We start from the raw sequence: 18076 nt of genomic DNA, 5'->3' as shown, positions 1-18076 counted from the left end.
GCATGGCCGCAACCGTCATCCGTCGCCACCGACTCGTCACCCGGATCTGGCATGCGGTGAATGCGGTGTGCATCATCGTCCTGATCGGGTCGGGGCTGGGCATTTCGAACGCGCATCCGCGGCTCTACTGGGGCGCCTATGGCGCGAATTTCGACCATGCCTGGGCGCAATTGCCGCGCTTTCCGGCGTGGCTGACGATACCGGCGAACTACAATCTGGCGATCTCGCGCCGCTGGCACCTGTTCATGGCGCTGATCTTCGCCTTCTCGCTGCTGGCGTACATGATCGTCAGCCTGGTCAACCGGCATATCCAGCGCGACCTGCGCATCCGCCGCGCGGAGCTGTCGCGCGCGCATCTGGCGGCGGACGTGCGCGCGCATCTGGCGTTGCGGTTCCACGACCCGGAGGCGCCGGGCGCCTACAACATCCTCCAGAAGCTGAGCTATGTGGCGGTGATCTTCATCCTGTTGCCGCTGGTGATCGCGACCGGCCTCGCGCTGTCGCCGGGGATGAACGCCATATGGCCGTGGCTGCTGGACGTACTGGGCGGGCGACAGTCGGCGCGGTCGCTGCACTTCATCGCGATGGCCGCGATCGCGGGGTTCCTGGTGGTGCATCTGGTGCTGGTGATCCTGGCCGGCGTGGGCAACGAGCTGCGTTCGATCGTCACCGGTCGCTGGCGGGTGCCCGAATGACCGCGCCGTTCATCCGCCGCCGCACGCTGATCGCCGGGGGCGCCGGGCTCGCGCTGGCGGGGTGCGACCGCGTGATCCGCCAGCCGGCGGTGCGCGAGATCGTGTTCCGCGGCGAGGACATGCACCGCGGCCTGCAGCGCGCGCTGTCGAACCGCGATGCGCTGGCGCCCGAGTTCCGCCCCGACCAGATGTCGCCGCGATTCCGCACCAACGGCACCCGCGACCCGGGCACCGCCGATTATGCCGCGCTGCGCGCCGGGCGGTTCGCCGACTGGCGGCTGACGGTCGACGGGCTGGTGGCGCGCCCGCTGTCGCTGTCGCTGGCGGACATCGGCGCCTTTCCGCAGCGCGCGCAGATCACCCGCCACGATTGCGTGGAGGGGTGGAGCGCGATCGGCAAGTGGCAGGGGCCGCAACTGGGCGCGGTGCTGCGCGCGGCGGGGCTGCGCGACGGCGCGCGCTATATCGTGTTCCGCTGCGCCGATCTGTACGGCGGCGCGCCCTATTACGAATCGATCGACCTGATCGATGCCTTCCATCCGCAGACGATCCTGGCCTGGGCGATGAACGACCGGTTCCTGGACGTCGGCCACGGCGCGCCGCTGCGGCTGCGGGTCGAACGGCAATTGGGGTACAAGCACGCCAAATACCTGATGCGCGTCACCGCGACCGCTTCGCTCGACGGAATCGGCAAGGGGCACGGCGGCTATTGGGAAGATAACGTCGATTACGACTGGTGGGCGGGGATCTGACGCGCCTGCGCGGCGACGAAGAACTGGTTTACGCAAAGCCGCGAAGACGCGACGATGTACCGCTTGCAACAGGCGTGACGGCTGCTTCGTTAACCGGCGGAGAGGGACGCCTCGCGTCGGCGCTAGCCCTCCGAGTCTCCGCGTGAACCCCTCCCAGCGCGCTACCGCCCCCGGCGGCGCAGCGCGATGGCGTAGATGATCGCCGCGATGCCGGCGAACAGGAACCACTGCACCGCATAGGCAAGGTGGTTGTTGGGCACCGCCGACACGTCGGGCGCGGTGTTCGCGGTCAGCCCGGCGGCGGGGGTGTCGGCGATCAGCAGCATCTCCTGCGGACGGCGATCGAACAAGGTCGCGATCAGCGGACGCGAATCGGGGGCATGGCTGATCCAGCCGGACACCTTCCCGCCGCGCCAGTCCACCTTGCCCAGCGGATCGCGCGTCGTGCCCAGCTGCACTTGGAACCCCGGCCCCTCGGCGCCCGTCCGGCAGGTCGCGATCAGCCGGTATCCCGCCGATCCCGCCCCGGCGCGGCGGATGCCGACGGGTTCCAGGCAGAAGGCGCTGGTGCGCCGGAAAAGCAGCGTATCGTCGGGAAAGCGCGGGAAGGCGACCGCGGGCAGCGCCGGATTCCTCGCCAGCCGCGCGATATGCGCTTCCTTGGCCGGCAGCCGATCGAGCAATTGCCACAGCCCCAGCGCGATCATCGCCGCCACGGCCATCCCGACGACCAGCGTCGGGATCAGCGGGATACGCCTCACGGGGTGATCTTTCCCTCGCGCGCGGCATTGCGGAACTCCGCCGCGAGCAGCCAGCCCTTGGCGACGCGCAGCGACCCGACCACCCCGGCGGCGGTTACCGGCACCCACAGCAGCGCATGGACCCACCACGGCGGCCCCAATGCCAGTTCGAGCCAGATCGCCAGCGCGGTGACGATCGCGCCCCAGATCAGCGTCAGGAACGCCGCGGGCCCGTCACCGACGTTGGAATCGCCGATGCGCAGTCCGCACGCGCCGCAGGTCGGGGAAAAGCGAACGGCGCCGGCGAACAATGTCGCGGCGCCGCAGCGCGGGCACAGGCCCTTCAGTCCGCATTCCAACGGGGTCGGCACCGCCGCGGCAGGGGCCGCCGGGGAAGCGGCGGCGGGGGCGGGGGCCGCCGAATCGCCGCCCCCGGCCGATGGGCCGCCCGTCATCGCGTCAGCCGCCGTGGACCGGCGCGCCCCAGCCGCCCCAGACGTAGATGGTGACGAACAGGAACAGCCACACCACGTCGACGAAATGCCAGTACCAGGCGGCGGCCTCGAACCCGAAATGCTGCTTCGGGGTGAATTCGCCCTGATAGGCGCGGATCAGGTTGACGATCAGGAAGATCGTGCCGACCAGCACGTGGAACCCGTGGAAGCCCGTCGCCATGAAGAACGCCGCGCCATAGTTGATGCCCTTGAACGGGAACGGCGCGTGCATGTATTCATAGGCTTGGATCGAGCTGAAGATCAGGCCCAGCGCCACCGTCAGCCACAGCCCCTTGAGCACGCCGTCGCGGTCGCCCACGCCCAGCAGGCTCCAGAAGCCGCGCTTCTCGCCGCCGCGCTGGTTGTGGATCAGCGCATGGTGCGCCCAGGTGATGGTGGTGCCCGACGTCAGCAGGATCAGCGTGTTGAGCAGCGGCAGCTCGAACGCATTGATGACGGTCAGCCCCTTGGGCGGCCATTGCGCGGCGATCGCGGCGGCCCCCTCGGCGGCGCGTTCCACCTGCCCGTCGACGAACTGCATCGCGGTGGGGAACAGCGCGAAATCGAAGAACGCCCAGAACCAGCCGACGAAGAACATCACTTCGGAGGCGATGAACAGGATCATGCCGTAGCGGAAATGCAGCTGGACCACCGGGGTATGATCGCCGGCATGCGCCTCGCGGATCACCTGGTGCCACCAGCCGTACATGCAGAACAGCACGAAGGCGAGGCCGATCAGGAAGACCCAGCCGCCGCCGACCGCGGAATGCATGTACATGATGCCGCCCGTCGCCAGCACCAGCGCGGCCAGCGAGCTGAGCAGCGGCCACGGGCTGGGTGGCAGGATGTGGTAGTCGTGGTTCTTCGCGCCAGCCATGCGTGGCTCTCCCCGTTTATACGCCTGTTGGACCCGCTCTAGCTTGCCGTTTTGGCAGAATCCACCGGGTAAAAGGTGTAGCTGAGCGTGATCGTCTCGACATCGCGGGTGTCGGGATCGGTCAGGATCTTCGGATCGACGAAGAAGATCACCGGCATCCGCTGCGTCTCGCCCGGTTTCAGCGTCTGCTGCGTGAAGCAGAAACACTGGATCTTGGTGAAATATTTGCCCGCGATTGCGGGGGTGACGTTGTAGGTGGCGGTGCCGGTCACGGCTTGCGCGCCGCGGTTGGTGGCGGTGAAGAACGCCATGTCGCGCGCACCGATCTCGACCGTTTCCTGCTCCTGCTCGGGCACGAAGCGCCACGGCAGCTTGGGGCTGGTGTTGGCGTCGAACGCGATCGTGATCGGGCGATGGACGCTGCCCGGCGCGGCCAGCCCGCGGTTGGTGGTGCCGTTCAGCCCGGTCGCCTGGCAGAACAGCCGGTAGAGCGGCACGCTGGCGAAGGCGAGCCCGGTCATGAAGCAGACGCCCAGTACCGCGAGCACGACGGTGCGCGTGGTGCGCGCCTTCGCGCCCCGGGCGCCGTCGCCGCGCATCAGTGCGCCATTCCCTGGCGGATCTTGGCGATGGTGATGAAGAAGATCAGCACCACGAACGCGCCGAGCAACAATGCCAGCACGATCGCGCGTCCCTTCTGCCGGCGGCGGATCAGATCGTCGTCGTCAGGAATCATGCCACCCACCGGTCGGCGACCAGCGCGCCGAAGATCACGAACAGATACAGGATCGAGAAAGCGAACAGCCGCTTTTCCCACGCCATCGGCCGCCCCGCGCGAGTCGCCCCCGCCGCGACCAGCGCCGCCAGCACGCCGAACGCGGCGGTCATCGCGACCGCGACGACGCCGTACACCGCGCCGGTCAGCCCCAGCGGCCAGGGCGCGATCGCCACCGCCGCCATCGGGATCGTATACAGGCCGATCTGCCGCCGCGTCGCCGCCTCCCCCGCCACGACGGGCAGCATCGGCACGCCGGCATTGGCGTAGTCGGTCTTCACGAACAGCGCGAGCGCCCAGAAATGCGGCGGCGTCCACAGAAAGACGAGCGCGAACAGCAGGAACGGCAGCAACGCGACCTGCCCCGTCGCCGCCGCCCAGCCGATCAGCGGCGGGAACGCCCCGGCCGCGCCGCCGATGACGATGTTCTGCGGCGTCCGCCGCTTCAGCCAGACGGTGTAGATGAGGACGTAGAACAGGATCGACACGGTCAGGATCGCCGCGGCCGCCAGATTGACCGCCAGCCCCATCAGGATCACCGAAAAGGCGCCCAGCCCGACACCGAAATGCAGCGCCGACTGCCGCTCCATCCGCCCGGCGGGCAACGGGCGCTGCGCGGTGCGCTTCATCACCGCGTCCAGATCGGCTTCATACCATTGGTTGAGCGCGCCCGCCGCGCCCGCGCCCAGCGCGATGCACAGGATCGCGGTGAAGCCCAGCACCGGATCGACCGCGACCGGCGCGGCCAGCATGCCGCACAGCCCGGTGAAGACGACCAGCGTCATCACCCGCGGCTTGGTCAGCGCCAGGAAATCGCGCCAGTCGGCCGGCGGCAGGAGGGGGGCAGCGGTGCTCATGACGGTCACCACCACCCCCTACCGTGCGGCGGGGCGCGAGGAAAGCCTTACAGGAAGCCGAGATTCCAGGTCGAGGCGTCGTAATTGCCGATGTTCGGCAGGACGGTGCGCAGGTCCGACGCGGACACGCCGAACCAGGTCGCCATCGTCGCGGCATATTGATCGACCGAGGTGGTCGGGATCAGCCGCCCCTGCCCGACGTCGTCGTTGGTGTTGGCGCCGACATCGGGCGCGCGGCCGTACAGCCGCCGGCCCTTCACCGCGCCGCCCATCACGAAATGCATCCCGCCCCAGCCATGGTCGGATCCGTCGCCGTTGCTGGTCAGCGTGCGGCCGAAGTCGGAGGCGGTGAAGCTGGTTACCTTGTCGGCGACGCCCATCGCCACGGTGGTGTCGTAAAAGGCGCGCATCGCCGCGGCGACGCGCCCCATCAGGACCGGATGCTGCGTCAGCAGGTTGTCGTGCAGGTCGAACCCGCCCATCCCGACGAAGAACACCTGCCGCGACAGCCCCAGTTCGCTGGAGACGGAGATCATCCGCGCCACCATCCGCAGCTGATCGGCCAGCGAATTGCCACTGGGAAACAACGGGAAATTGCCCGCCGGCGCGCCGCCGAGCGCGGCCGAGACCTGCGCATAGGTATCCAGCGCGCGCTTGCTGACGCGGGCATGTTCGTCGGCGAGCAGCGCGCCGTTGCTCTTCGTCATCAACTCGCGCAGCGTCGTCGCCGCGGTGGTCGACCCGTACATCGTCTTGCTGTTGCTCAGCAGCGCGACCGGGCCGCCGGTACCGACCGCATATTGCACCGCCTGGCGCCCGGTCAGGTACACCGCATTGCCGCCGGTGTTGATGCACGTCAGCGCCGACCCGCCGTTGCCGGCCTGCATCAGGTCGCCGATCCGCCCGCCCCAGCCGCTCTGCGCGCCTTCGGGGCTGGACGCCTGGAAATAGCTGCTCTGGTCGTTGTGGCTGAACAGCTTGGGCGGCACCGGCGCGCTACGGGCGTTATACTGCGCCTTGGTGATCGGCTGCACCAGCGTGCCGACGTTCATCACCGGCGCGACCACGCCCTTCGCGAACAGATCGGCCAGCGGCGCCAGCGACGGCGCCATCGCATATTGCCGCCCGCCGGCCAGCGCGACATCGGGCACCAGCGGCGACAGCGCATCGCGCGACAGCGCCAGCGCGGCGCGTGCCTGCGCATAGGCCGCGTAGCTGCCCTGGTCATAGGGGATCAGCGTGTTGCCGTAATCGTTGCCGCCGTGCAGGAAGACGCAGACCAGCGCCTTGTATCCCGATCCGGTCGCGGCCGCGGCCTCGCCGATCGCGCCCAGCGTGTTGACGAACGGGGCGGCGGTGCCCGCCATTCCCAATAGCGCGGCGCGGCGCAGGAAGGCGCGGCGCGATTCGTCGTGATGGATGTGCATCGTCGCGGCCCTTTTAGCGAAGCGTCAGATAGTCGGGGGATGCCAGCGTCAGCATGATCGCGATGCCGACGCGGTTGATCGCGGCGTTGGTGGCAGTGGTGGCGACGCTGTCGACCGCGGCGCGGATCGACGCGACCGTCGCGCTGGACAGCTGGCCCGCGGCGAGCAGCACATTCACCTCGTCCACCAGCGCGGCGCTGTCGCCCGCCTTGGTCAGGATCGCGGTGTAATCGGCCTTCACGTCGCCGATGCCGTTGGCGACCAGCGAATACATGAAGTTGACGTAGCCGACGACGCTCTGCTCGTTGGTGATCTGGAACTCCGGCGCGACCAGCCCGGCGCTGGCCAGCGCGGTGGCGGGCGGGATGTAGCCGGGGCGGTAGAAGTTGAAGACCGACGGCGCGCGCCCGATCCCCTGCCCCAGCCGCGACGTGCCCGACGTCGTGTCGCCGATCGCCCAGGCGTTCGACGGCGAGGTGGCGCCGAACGCGCGCGCCCATCCGGTCAGCCGCTCCACCGGGGTGCGCAGCCGCCCGGCCTGCGCCCTGGTCAGCGCCGCGCTGCCGCGCGCCTCGCTGTCGAGCAGCACCGCGCGCACCACCGCCGCCAGATCGCCGCGCACCTGCTTGCCATTGTCGGCGAACACCGCCGCGACGCGCGCGACATAGGCGGGGCTGGGATTGCTGGTCACCAGCCGCTGGATCAGCAGCTTGCCGATGAATGGCGGCACGTTGGGATGCGCGAAGATCGTGTCGAGCGCGGCATTGACCGCCCCCATGCCGTCCGCGCCGTTGATCGACGCGCCCAGCACGGTCGAGGTGCCGCTTTCATGCAGCGAGGCCGTCATCACCAGCGGCAGGCGCATCCGGTCGGGGCTGGAATTGTCGTTGTTCGCCAGTTGCAGCCCGGTAAACACGCGCGCCAGCTGCGTTACGTCGCCCTGGGTATAGGTGTCGATCGGCGCGCCGTTCGACGTCTGCTGCGTGCCGTCATTGTTCAGCCGGTATAGGCCCAGCGTGAACAGCTGCATCAGTTCGCGGGCGTAATTCTCGTCCGGCATCGCGCCCGTGCGCGCGTCCGCCTTCCGGTTGTTCAGATAGGTGAGGTAATAGGCCATCGCCGCGCTGGTCGTCACCGCCCCCAGCAGCGTGCGGTAATTGCCGAACGCATTGTCGGCCAGCACGTCCATATAGGCCGCCATCAGGAACGGGCGCCATTGCGCGTTCAGCCCGTCGATCCCGACGACCAGGATGTCGAGCAGCGCGGTCGTCACGCGCTGGCGCAGCTGGTCGGGGGCGCCGATCAACTGGCTCCACACCATCGCGTCGAAGCCGGCATAGCTGTTGCTGTTGGCCGCGACGTTATAGCCGCCCGCGACCAGCCAGCCCCAATAGCTGGTCGGGCGCGCCATCGCGATCTGATCGTCGATCCAGCCGGCATATCCGCGCGACACGACCTTGTCGATTTCCGCACGGGTCGCGCCCATCGACGCCTGCGCCAGAAACCGGCTGGCCTCCGCGGCGGTCGGCGGCGCGGGCGGGGCGACCGTGACGGGCGTCGGCGCAGGCGTGGACGAGCCGGCCGGGGTGGCGGATGTGCCGGCCTGTTCCGAGCCGCAGGCGGCCAGGAACAGCGCCGATGCCAGCGCCCCGTTCCGGCCCCACGCCGCGTCGCCCGTCCCGTCGCGCGTCGGGACGTCGTGTGCGTCCGCCAGCGCCGATGCCGGCGCCGCGCCTTCCCCGTCGATCATCATGCCCTACCCCGCGCGCAGGCCACCCCCCTGGGTGCCGCGCCGGGACGACATGTACCGCGCGCTTCCTTTACGAATCGGAAAGCGCGTTCCTCAACCCGGGTAATCCGGCTTGATTACCAATGGTTTTACCGCATTTTAGCCGTCACGGGCGCACCCGCGCCAGCCAGTCGAGCAGCAGGCGATTGACCTCCTCCGGGCGTTCCTGCTGCGTCCAGTGGCCGCATCCCTCCAGCAGATGCCCCTCCACGTTCGGGACGTGCGGGCGCATCGCCGCGATCGGATCGGCCAGCGCGCCGAACAAATTGGTCGCCGGATCCTTCGTGCCGCCGATGAACAGCGCGGGCTGCTCGATCCGCCGGTCCTTGAACGGCTGCGCCCAGGCCCAGTCGCGTTCGTGGTTGCGATAGCGGTTGAGCGGGCCGCGCAGCCCGGACGCCTCGAACTCCGCGACGTAATAATCGAGATCGGCATCGTCCAGCCACGCCGGGAACACCGCCGGGTCGACCATCCCCTCCAGCAGGGTCGCGCCTGCGGGCTTCTCCGGCCAGGTGCCCGGCGGGGCATCGCCGGAAATGGCGTAATAGAAACTGCGCAGGAAGCGGCGCACGTCGGCCTCCGCCTCCGCCTCTGCCGGGCCGGGTTGCTGGAACCATTCCTGGTAGAAGAAGCGGCCCTTGTCGGTGAAGGCGGCGCGGAACGATTCGGTGAACGGGCGCGACGGCACACCGACGAACGGCACCGACAGCGCCGCGACCGCCGAGAAACGATCGGGCCGAGACAGCGCGCTGTTCCACACGATCGGCGCCCCCCAGTCATGCCCCAGAAGGATCGCGGGCGCGCCGGGTTGCAGCGCATCGGCCACCCCGGCGACGTCGGCGGTGATCGCCTCCAGCGTGTAATCCTCGACCGCCGGGGGCTTGTCCGACCCGCCATAGCCGCGCACGTCGATCGCCGCGGCGGTGAAGCCGGCCTGCGCCACCGGACCGATCTGGTGCCGCCAGGAATACCAGCTTTCGGGAAAACCGTGGACCATGATGACCAGCGGCCCTTCGCCCTCCACCGCGACGCGCAGGCGCAAGGTGCCGGTGTCGACCATCCGCAATGCGGGCATCATCCTCTCCTTCGGTAGCTGTAATCGTAGAGCTGACAGGTGAAGCCCAGCCGCCGGTAGAGCGCAAGCGCCGCGGCATTGTCGCGCGCCACCTGCAGCGCGATCCGCACCGCGCCGGCGACGGTCGCGCGATCGACCAGCGCGGCGACGCACGCGCCCGCCAGCCCGCGTCCGCGCCAGTCGGGGTCGGTCGCCACCGCCTCGATGATCGCGATGCCGTCGGTCAGCGCGGCGAAGGCGACCGCGCGGGTCGCGCCATCGATCGCGGCGGACGCGAACCACGCGGGCGCTCGGAGCCGGGCGAGCGGTTCCAGGTGATCCTCGGCGCCCGCCCCCGCCACCAGCGACAGGCGCCGGCGCGCCGCGCGCCATGCCGGGGTGGGTGCCGGGTCGATCGCGATCCGCGTGGCGGGCATGGCAGGCGGGGCGGGCATGGCGCCGGGCACCAGCGCGAGCGTGGTCGAGGCGCCCTCCGCCGCCGCCAAGCCCGCATCGTCCAGCGCGCGCGTCGGCGGATCGATCAGCGTCGGCAGCCGGACGATCGCCGGCAGCCCGGCATCGCGATAGGCGGCGACGATCGCCGCCAGCCCGGGCGGGTCCAGCGTCGCCCCGGGCGACAGCGGCGAGGCGGAATTGATCCGCCGCGTCCCGCCCCCCGATCGCGCCACCGCCCAGCCGTGGAGCACGTCCGTCGTGCGCGCGGGCCAGGCCGCGGCGCAGGCACGCTCGACCCGCCAGCACAGCGTCGCATGGTTGTCCATCGCGCGATCGTGGCGCGCGCCGGCGCGATCGGCAAGCGTCAGGGGTAAGCGGCCGGCAGCCAGTTGCGCGTCACGATCACCTGATCGCCGACCTTCGCATGGGCGTACAGGATGCGGGCGAACGGGGTCGGCACGCCGATGCAGCCGTGTGTCACCCAATCCTCCTCCACCGCGCTGCCGTGGATCGCCACCCCGCCCCAGGTCAGTCGCAACATGTACGGCATCGGCGCGCCGCCATAGGTGCTGGAATAATGATCGGCATGTTTCTGCAGGATCGGGAAGCGACCGGTCGGCGTCGGCTGTTCCGGCGGGCCGATGACGATGTAGGACCGGCCGATCTCCACCCCGGCGCGATAGACGTAGAGCCGCCGCTTGGCGAGATCGACGACGATCCGCGTCGGGCCGGCGGGCACTTCGTCGGTGTCCCACACATAGTCGCCGGGGCCTAGCGGCTGGCCGACGTCCAGCACGGTGTGGACATCGGGCGCCGGCTCCCCCCGCCGCGGCGCCGCCAGCCCCGCGGCGGGGGCGAGCAGCAGGAAGACGGCGAACAGGCAGCGGAGCGCGCGGGACATGGCGTCGATGCTGGCCCCGCGTCGGCGCGGTTTCCAGCGCCCGATTCGGGACGTCCCGTTACGGGACGGGGGCGGCGCGGTGGGTCACGCGAAGACGCGAAGACCCGACGGTAAAAAGAGGGGGTGGTTCGCGCAGGAACGCGGAGACGCAGAGATGTTTCGATGACCCCGCGAAGCGGCCCGCCCCCGATGGTGCTGAGGCAAGGTGACCCTTCGGGTCAGGCGAACCCTCTCTGCGTCTCCGCGTCTCTGCGCGAGTCGCACTTCCTTCTGGCGCCGTGAAATGATGCGCCGGCCGGTCTGCCAGACCCGTAACGAAAAAGGCCCGGAGGCGGATGCTTCCGGGCCTTGGTCTTCCGATCAGTCGATCTTCGGCAGCGTCTCGAACTGGTGGAACGGTGGCGGGCTGGACAGCGTCCATTCCAGCGTCGTCGCACCGTCGCCCCAGGGGTTGTCGGGGGCCTTCTTGCCCGCGATCAGCGACCAGATGATGTTGACGAAGAAGATCGCCATGCCCGCGGCCATGATCATGTAGCCGATCGTGGCGACGTTGTTCCAGTGCGCGAAGGCGTCCGGATAGTCCGGGTAGCGGCGCGGCATGCCCTGCAGGCCCAGGAAGTGCATCGGGAAGAACAACAGGTTCACGCCGACGAAGAACACCCAGAAGTGCAGCTGGCCCAGCAGCTCCGAATACATCCGCCCGGACATCTTCGGGAACCAGTAATAGAAGCCAGCGAACAGCGAGAACACCGCGCCCAGCGACAGCACGTAGTGGAAGTGCGCCACCACGTAGTACGTGTCCTGCATGTAGTCGTCGACGCCGCCGTTGGCGAGGACGACGCCGGTCACGCCGCCGACGGTGAACATGAAGATGAAGCCGATCGCCCAGACCATCGGGGTCGGGAAGCGCAGGCTGCCGCCCCACATCGTCGCGATCCACGAGAAGATCTTGATGCCGGTCGGCACCGCGATCACCATCGTCGCGGCGGTGAAGTACATCTTCACGTTCACGCTCATGCCGGTCGTGAACATGTGGTGCGCCCACACGACGAAGCCGACCACGCCGATCGCGACCATGGCATAGGCCATGCCGAGATAGCCGAACACCGGCTTGCGGCTGAACGTCGCCACGATGTGGCTGATGATGCCGAAGCCCGGCAGGATCATGATGTACACTTCGGGGTGGCCGAAGAACCAGAACAGATGCTGGTACAGCACCGGATCGCCGCCGCCGGCGGGATCGTAGAAGGTGGTGCCGAAATTGCGGTCGGTCAGCAGCATCGTGATCGCCGCGGCCAGCACCGGCAGCGCCAGCAGCAGCAGGAACGCGGTGACCAGCACGGCCCAGGCGAACAGCGGCATCTTGTGCAGCGTCATGCCCGGCGCGCGCATGTTGAAGATGGTGGTGATGAAGTTGATCGCGCCCAGGATCGAGCTGACGCCCGCCAGGTGCAGCGACAGGATCGCCATGTCGACCGACGGCCCCGGCTCGCCATAGGTGGACAGCGGCGCATAGACGGTCCAGCCGGTGCCCGCGCCGCCGAAGAACGGCGAGGCCAGTAGCAGCGTGAAGGCGGGGATCAGCAGCCAGAAGCTGATGTTGTTCATCCGCGGGAACGCCATGTCCGGCGCGCCGATCATGATCGGCACGAACCAGTTGCCGAACCCGCCGATCATCGCCGGCATCACCATGAAGAACACCATGATCAGGCCGTGCGCGGTGACCAGCACGTTCCACAGGTGCAGCGCCTGGTCGAACGACTGTTCGGTCCCGCCGTGCAGCATCGCGGCCCATTGCGGCAGATACTGGATGCCCGGATGCATCAGCTCGGCGCGCATCAGGCCGGAGATCGCACCGCCGATGATCCCCGCGACGATCGCGAAGATCAGGTACAGCGTGCCGATGTCCTTGTGGTTGGTGGACATGAACCAGCGCGCGAAGAAGCCGGGCTTGTGGTCGGCATCGGCGTCATGGTGGCCATGGTCGTGCGCCTGGAAGGCGGACGGGTGGAGCGCGGTGTCGGTCATGGTCTCAGCGTCCGGCTTCGCCGACGCCACCGGGGTTACCGGTCGCGCCCTGCGTGGAAGTGGGGGGAGTATCGGTGCCGTTGACGGTCGGGCCGGCCATGTTGCCGGCGTCGGCCGCCTCGGTCATCACCGCCGCCGAATTGTCGGCGCCCGGCTGCGGGATCACCGCGTCCGACGGCTTGCCCGGCGCGGGCATCTTGCCGCCCTTGGCACGGATCCAGGCGGCGAATTCGGCGGGCGACACCGCCTCGACCGCGATCGGCATGAACGCATGGCGCGCGCCGCACAGCTCCGAACACTGGCCGAAGTAGAGGCCCGGCTTCTCGATCGTGAAGCTGGTCTCGTTCAGGCGGCCGGGGATCGCGTCCAGCTTGATCCAGAAGGCGGGGACCGCCCAGCTGTGGATCACGTCATTGGCGGTGGTGATCAGCCGGATCGGGACACCCACCGGCAGGACGATGCGGTTGTCGGTCGCCATCAGCCGCGGGCCGTCGGCCGCGGTGCGCGCGCGCTCGCCGGGCGCGACCTGATTGGCTTCCTTCAGCATGTTGGCGGTGATCTCGATCCCGCCATGGTCGGGATATTGATAGCTCCAGAACCACTGGTTGCCGATCGCCTTGAGCGTCACGGCATTGGCCGGCGCGGGCTTGAACTGCGCCTGGAGCAGCCCGATCGAGGGCACCGCGATGGCGACCAGGATCAGCACCGGGGCCAGCGTCCACACGATCTCGATCGCGGTGTTGTGGCTGGTCTTCGACGGATTGGGGTTCGCGCCGGCGCGGAAGCGGATGACGACAACGACGAGCAGGATCAGGACGAAGATCGAGATGATCGTGATGAGCGGCAGCAGCACGCGATCGTGAAACCAGTGCGCGCGCAGCCCGTTCTTGGTGACCTGCGGCTGGATGCCCATCAGCCCGTCGGTGGGCTGGCCCAGCATCGGCTTGACCGTCATCGCCGGGGCGCCGTCCATCGCCAGCACCGGAGAGGCCGAGGCGGCATCGGCCTTTTGCACCGAACCGCCCGACGTGCCCTGATTCGCATCGGCGGGGCGCAGCCCGGTCGGCGCGGCGGTGGCGGCGGTGGCCGGCGAAGCGCCGGTCGTTGCGGTGGGGGTCGTCGCAGCGGGGGCCGCTGGCGCCTGCGCGGTGGCGGCGCCCGCCAGCCCGGCAATCGCCAGGCTCGCCGCGAGCATCCATCCCTTGATCCCGGTTTTCAGCATTGTGTTATCGTCACCCCTGCTCGTGGCACGCGCGTCCGCGCGCCGGGCGTAGGACGCCCCTCCTGACCGGCCTATACGCAGACCACCCCCCTCCCTCAAGAGGGCGCGCGCATCCACCGCCGCGCGTTGCGCGTTGCACCCCCGTCGGCCGATCCCTAATGGAGCGCGGCAAGGAGGTTGCCGACCCGATGACCGAACAAGACGTCCTCGCCGAATTCCGTGCCGCCGATGCGCTGCTGGAGGGGCATTTCATCCTGTCGTCGGGACTGCGCAGCCCGCGCTACCTGCAATGCGCGCGCGTGCTGATGGACCCGCGCCGCGGCGCGCGGCTGTGCGAGGCGCTGGCCGCGCGCATCCCCGCCGAGTTGCGCGCGCGGATCAGCGCGGTCGTCTCCCCCGCAATGGGCGGGGTGATCGCCGGGCACGAAATGGCGCGCGCGCTGGGGGTGGAGGCAATGTTCGTCGAACGCCCCACCGGCACGTTCGAGCTGCGCCGCGGCTTCCGGCTGGAGCAGGGCCAGGACGTGCTGATGATGGAGGACGTCGTCACCACCGGGCTGTCCAGCCGGGAGGCGATCAAGGCGATCGAGGCGGCGGGCGGGCGCGTGATCGCGGGCGCCGCGCTGGTCGACCGGTCGAACGGGACGGCGGACATCGGGGTGCCGTTCTTCCCGCTGATCCGGCTGGACGTGCCGACCTACGAGGCGGACGCGGTGCCGCCGGAGCTGGCGGCGATCCCGGCGATCAAGCCGGGCAGCCGGGCGGCGTGATGGCGGGGGATACCGCCCCGCTGCGGCTGGGGGTCAACATCGACCATGTCGCCACGGTGCGCAACGCACGCGGCGGCGGCCTGCCCGATCCGGTGCGCGCCGCGCTGCTGGCGGCCGCGGCGGGGGCGGACGGCATCACCGCGCACCTGCGCGAGGATCGCCGCCACATCACCGATGCGGATATCGAGCGGCTGTCGACCGGCCTCGCCATCCCGCTCAACCTGGAGATGGCGGCAACCGAAGAGATGCTGGCGATCGCGCTGCGCCACCGCCCGCATGCCGCCTGCATCGTCCCCGAAAAGCGTGAGGAGCGCACCACCGAGGGCGGGATCGACGCCGCAGGCCAGCACAGTCGGTTGGCGCCGATGGTGCGCGAACTGGCCGATGCGGGCATCCGCGTGTCGCTGTTCATCGAACCCGACCCGCGGCAGATCGCGGCGGCGGTGTCGCTGGGCGCGCCGGTGGTCGAGCTGCACACCGGCCGCTACGCCGAACTGGCGGGCGAGGAACAGGTGGCCGAGCTGCGCCGGCTGGCGGACGCCGCGGCGCTGGCGGCGAAGAACGGGATCGAGGTGCACGCCGGCCACGGCCTGACGTTCGACAATGTCGTCCCCGTCGCCGCGATCCCGCAGGTGCGCGAGCTGAACATCGGCCATTTCCTGATCGGCGAGGCGATCTTCGTCGGGCTGGAGGCGAGCGTCGCGCGGATGAAGACGCTGATGGACAGCGCGCGGTAATGATCGTCGGGCTGGGTTCCGACCTGTGCAACATCGAGCGCATCCAGGCCTCGCTCGACCGGTTCGGCGCGCGGTTCGAGGCGCGGGTGTTCACCGACGTGGAACGCGCCAAGGCAGGCCGGCGACCCTATACCCGCGCCGGCACCTACGCCAAGCGGTTCGCCGCGAAGGAGGCGTTCTCCAAGGCGGTCGGCACCGGCTTCAAGCGCGGCGTGTTCATGAAGGACATCGGCGTCGTCAACGCGCCGTCGGGGGCGCCGACGCTGGCGCTGACCGGCGGGGCGAAGGCGCGGCTGGACGCGATGATCCCCGCCGGGCACGCGGCGCGCATCCATCTGACGTTGACCGACGACCACCCCTGGGCGCAGGCGTTCGTCATCATCGAGGCGATTCCGCTTCCCCCCGCAGGAGCCGAGTAGTTTATGGCCGAGGAGATCGCGTTGACCGGCGAACCGCCCGCCGCCCCGCCGGTTGACAACACCCCGGTAGACCGCGCGCCCGCCCCCCGGTTCGACTGGTGGGCGGAGGTCAAGGGGCTGTTCTGGCTGATCGTGGCCGTGCTGGGCTTCCACAGCTTCATCGCCAAGCCGTTCTACATCCCCAGCGAATCGATGCTGCCGGGGCTGATGGTCGGCGACCGGCTGGTGGTGTCGAAGTTCGCCTATGGCTGGTCGTTCGTGTCGCCGACCATCCCCAATCCGGTCGCGATCGTGGAGGACGTGGTGTTCCACCGCCCGGTCGACGGCTGGTCGGTGCAGCTGCCCTTCATCCACGGCCGGCTGTGGGGGCGGATGCCCGATCGCGGCGACGTGGTGATCGTCACCCCGCCGGGGCAGACCAGCGACTATATCAAGCGGGTGATTGGCCTGCCGGGCGAAACGCTCGCGGTGCGCGGCGGCACCGTCTACATCAACGGGCGCGCGATCGCGCGCGGGCCGATGCACTATCGCGAGCTGCCGGTGGACGCCAATGCCACGTGCGACCCGCTGCAATACGGCCCGGCGCGCACCGTGCTTCCCGACGGCAGGCTCGTCTGCCGCCTGCCGATCGTGACCGAGACGCTGCCCGGCGGGCGCCGCTACGACACGGTAGATCTGGAACCCAACAGCCCCGGCGACAATTACGGTCCGGTGACGATCCCGGCCGACCATGTGTTCCTGATGGGCGACAACCGTGACCGGTCCGCCGACAGCCGCTTCGCGCTGGGCGGGTTCGAACGCGGGCTGGGCGGGCCGGTGCCGTGGGAAAACCTGGGCGGGCGCGCCGAATTCATCACCTTCTCGCTCGACGGCGACGCGACGTGGAACCCGCTGACCTGGCCGGGTTCGCTGCGCGGCGGGCGCGCAGGCACCTCGCTCCACCCGGCGACCGGCCAGTGACGCCCCCGGACGGACAGCGCGGTCGCGACGCCCGCGTCCCCGTGGTCGGCGGCGCCAGCCCGCACGAGGTGCGCAGCGACGCGACCCGCGACGAAATCCGCCGCGCGGCGGTATGGCTGGGCATGGCGAGCGCGATCGCGCTGGTCGTGCTGCTGGTCCAGCCGCTGCTCATCATCCTGGGCGGGCTGGTGTTCGCCGCGCTGCTCGACGGGGGCGTGCGGCTGCTGGGCCGGGCGCTGCCGATCGGGCGCGGCTGGCGGTTGCTGATCGTCTGCCTGCTGACGGTCGCGTTCCTGGTCGGCACCTTCTATCTGGCTGGCGTGCAGATCACCGAACAGGTGATGCAGCTGCGCTCCACGATGGAGACGCAGGCGACGCGCCTCGCCGGATGGCTGTCCGCGCAGGGGCTGATGCCGGGCACGTCCGACCTGTCGGGGATGGCGCGGCAGGCGCTGTCGTCGGTCGGGCGGCTGACGTCGTGGCTGGGCACCGCCGCGGGCGCGATCACCAGCCTGTTCATGATGATCGTCATCGGGCTGTTCGTCGCGATCGACCCGCGCGTCTACGAACGCGGGCTGCAATGGATGATCCCGCTGGACCAGCGCGCCGAATTCGCGCTGACCGTGCGGCGGATGGCCGACACGCTGCGCCGGCTGCTGGCGGGGCGGTTGCTGGGCATGGCGCTGGAAGGCGTGCTGACCGCGATCGCCTTGTGGATCGCGGGGGTGCCGATGGCACTGATTCTGGGCATCCTGACCGGGCTGCTGGCGTTCATCCCCAATATCGGCGCGTTCATCTCCGGCGCGCTGATGGTCGCAGTGGGCTTTTCCGCCGGAGTCCATACCGGGGTGATCGCGATCGTCGTCTATGTCGTGGTGCAGACGTTCGACGGCTATGTCGTGATACCGATGGTGGCCAAGCGCACCGTCGACCTGCCGCCCGCGCTGACGCTGGGGACGCAGATCCTGGCCAGCGCGCTGTTCGGCATCCTGGGCCTGGCGCTCGCCGATCCGATGACCGCGATGCTCAAGACCGCGATGGAGCGCCGCTCGGAACGGCTGGACGGCGACACCGGCGACGCGAACGAGGACGGGCAATCCGCGTCGTAGCGGCACCGGGACGC

At 69.6% G+C, this 18076-nt stretch carries 20 protein-coding genes; 7 read left to right on the top strand and 13 right to left on the bottom strand.

The genetic code is table 11. From position 1 onward, the window contains the following. Positions 1-2: 2 nt before the first annotated feature. Together COA17_RS10215 and COA17_RS10210 are read left to right on the top strand one after the other, a co-directional pair. Complete coding sequence (locus COA17_RS10215) at positions 3-695, top strand: cytochrome b/b6 domain-containing protein (RefSeq protein ID WP_066487029.1); 693 nt, start codon at positions 3-5, stop codon at positions 693-695. Further along, entirely contained in the window at positions 692-1447 is a 756-nt protein-coding gene (locus COA17_RS10210; protein ID WP_096612116.1) for a molybdopterin-dependent oxidoreductase, read from the top strand. The genes COA17_RS10215 and COA17_RS10210 overlap by 4 nt, the downstream gene beginning before the upstream one ends. 161 nt (positions 1448-1608) lie before the next feature. Here COA17_RS10210 and COA17_RS10205 read toward each other — a convergent pair whose 3' ends face one another. The 13 genes from COA17_RS10205 to coxB form a co-directional block, all read right to left on the bottom strand. Then, positions 1609-2208 carry an SURF1 family cytochrome oxidase biogenesis protein gene (locus tag COA17_RS10205; RefSeq protein ID WP_066487042.1) on the bottom strand — a complete coding sequence of 200 codons (600 nt, stop codon included), beginning with the start codon at positions 2206-2208 and terminating at the stop codon, positions 1609-1611. Beyond that, on the bottom strand, positions 2205-2642 hold the full coding sequence (locus COA17_RS10200) for a DUF983 domain-containing protein (RefSeq protein ID WP_096612114.1): 438 nt from the start codon (positions 2640-2642) through the stop codon (positions 2205-2207). The genes COA17_RS10205 and COA17_RS10200 overlap by 4 nt, the downstream gene beginning before the upstream one ends. Before the next feature lie 4 nt (positions 2643-2646). Beyond that, positions 2647-3558 (bottom strand): cytochrome c oxidase subunit 3, encoded by a 912-nt coding sequence (locus COA17_RS10195; RefSeq protein WP_096612112.1) that lies wholly within the window; start codon positions 3556-3558, stop codon positions 2647-2649. Between the two features lie 38 nt (positions 3559-3596). Further along, on the bottom strand, positions 3597-4157 hold the full coding sequence (locus tag COA17_RS10190) for a cytochrome c oxidase assembly protein (RefSeq protein ID WP_066487398.1): 561 nt from the start codon (positions 4155-4157) through the stop codon (positions 3597-3599). Next, a complete protein-coding gene (locus tag COA17_RS19380; protein ID WP_169803565.1) occupies positions 4157-4294 on the bottom strand; it encodes a hypothetical protein in 138 nt (45 codons plus the stop codon). Before COA17_RS19380 ends, COA17_RS10190 begins: the two co-directional genes overlap by 1 nt. Beyond that, entirely contained in the window at positions 4291-5190 is a 900-nt protein-coding gene (locus COA17_RS10185; protein ID WP_066487409.1) for a heme o synthase, read from the bottom strand. Before COA17_RS10185 ends, COA17_RS19380 begins: the two co-directional genes overlap by 4 nt. Before the next feature lie 47 nt (positions 5191-5237). Next, positions 5238-6617, bottom strand: a complete 1380-nt coding sequence (locus tag COA17_RS10180) for a DUF1501 domain-containing protein (RefSeq protein ID WP_096612110.1) — start codon at positions 6615-6617, stop codon at positions 5238-5240. Positions 6618-6630: 13 nt separating this feature from the next. Then, positions 6631-8370 carry a DUF1800 domain-containing protein gene (locus COA17_RS10175; RefSeq protein ID WP_096612108.1) on the bottom strand — a complete coding sequence of 580 codons (1740 nt, stop codon included), beginning with the start codon at positions 8368-8370 and terminating at the stop codon, positions 6631-6633. Between the two features lie 142 nt (positions 8371-8512). After that, positions 8513-9481, bottom strand: a complete 969-nt coding sequence (locus tag COA17_RS10170; protein WP_066487415.1) for an alpha/beta fold hydrolase — start codon at positions 9479-9481, stop codon at positions 8513-8515. Continuing rightward, complete coding sequence (locus tag COA17_RS10165) at positions 9481-10242, bottom strand: GNAT family N-acetyltransferase (protein WP_096612104.1); 762 nt, start codon at positions 10240-10242, stop codon at positions 9481-9483. Before COA17_RS10165 ends, COA17_RS10170 begins: the two co-directional genes overlap by 1 nt. 38 nt (positions 10243-10280) lie before the next feature. Next, a complete protein-coding gene (locus COA17_RS10160; protein WP_082740716.1) occupies positions 10281-10817 on the bottom strand; it encodes a L,D-transpeptidase family protein in 537 nt (178 codons plus the stop codon). A 360-nt stretch (positions 10818-11177) separates the two neighbouring features. Further along, on the bottom strand, positions 11178-12845 hold the full coding sequence (ctaD, locus tag COA17_RS10155) for a cytochrome c oxidase subunit I (RefSeq protein ID WP_066487421.1): 1668 nt from the start codon (positions 12843-12845) through the stop codon (positions 11178-11180). A gap of 4 nt (positions 12846-12849) precedes the next feature. Next, positions 12850-14067, bottom strand: a complete 1218-nt coding sequence (coxB, locus tag COA17_RS10150; RefSeq protein WP_096612102.1) for a cytochrome c oxidase subunit II — start codon at positions 14065-14067, stop codon at positions 12850-12852. Positions 14068-14255: 188 nt separating this feature from the next. On the opposite strand from coxB, the gene pyrE reads away from it, so the two are divergent. The 5 genes from pyrE to COA17_RS10125 are packed head-to-tail and all read left to right on the top strand — an operon-like array spanning position 14256 to position 18062. Next, positions 14256-14837 carry an orotate phosphoribosyltransferase gene (gene pyrE, locus COA17_RS10145; RefSeq protein WP_096612280.1) on the top strand — a complete coding sequence of 194 codons (582 nt, stop codon included), beginning with the start codon at positions 14256-14258 and terminating at the stop codon, positions 14835-14837. Next, positions 14837-15574, top strand: coding sequence for a pyridoxine 5'-phosphate synthase (locus COA17_RS10140; protein WP_096612100.1), 738 nt, complete (start codon positions 14837-14839; stop codon positions 15572-15574). Before pyrE ends, COA17_RS10140 begins: the two co-directional genes overlap by 1 nt. Continuing rightward, positions 15574-15993, top strand: coding sequence for a holo-ACP synthase (gene acpS / locus COA17_RS10135; RefSeq protein ID WP_066487407.1), 420 nt, complete (start codon positions 15574-15576; stop codon positions 15991-15993). Before COA17_RS10140 ends, acpS begins: the two co-directional genes overlap by 1 nt. A gap of 3 nt (positions 15994-15996) precedes the next feature. Then, the gene (lepB, locus tag COA17_RS10130; RefSeq protein ID WP_096612098.1) at positions 15997-16953 is read left to right on the top strand and encodes a signal peptidase I; all 957 of its coding nucleotides are present in this window, start codon (positions 15997-15999) and stop codon (positions 16951-16953) included. Between the two features lie 41 nt (positions 16954-16994). Continuing rightward, on the top strand, positions 16995-18062 hold the full coding sequence (locus COA17_RS10125) for an AI-2E family transporter (protein WP_425442704.1): 1068 nt from the start codon (positions 16995-16997) through the stop codon (positions 18060-18062). Positions 18063-18076: the final 14 nt, after the last annotated feature.

This window comes from Sphingomonas ginsenosidimutans, assembly GCF_002374835.1.
In the GTDB taxonomy this organism is placed as follows: domain Bacteria; phylum Pseudomonadota; class Alphaproteobacteria; order Sphingomonadales; family Sphingomonadaceae; genus Sphingomonas; species Sphingomonas ginsenosidimutans.
The sequence above is the reverse complement of the archived record's forward strand: the minus strand, read 5'-3'. Positions and strand labels throughout refer to the sequence as shown.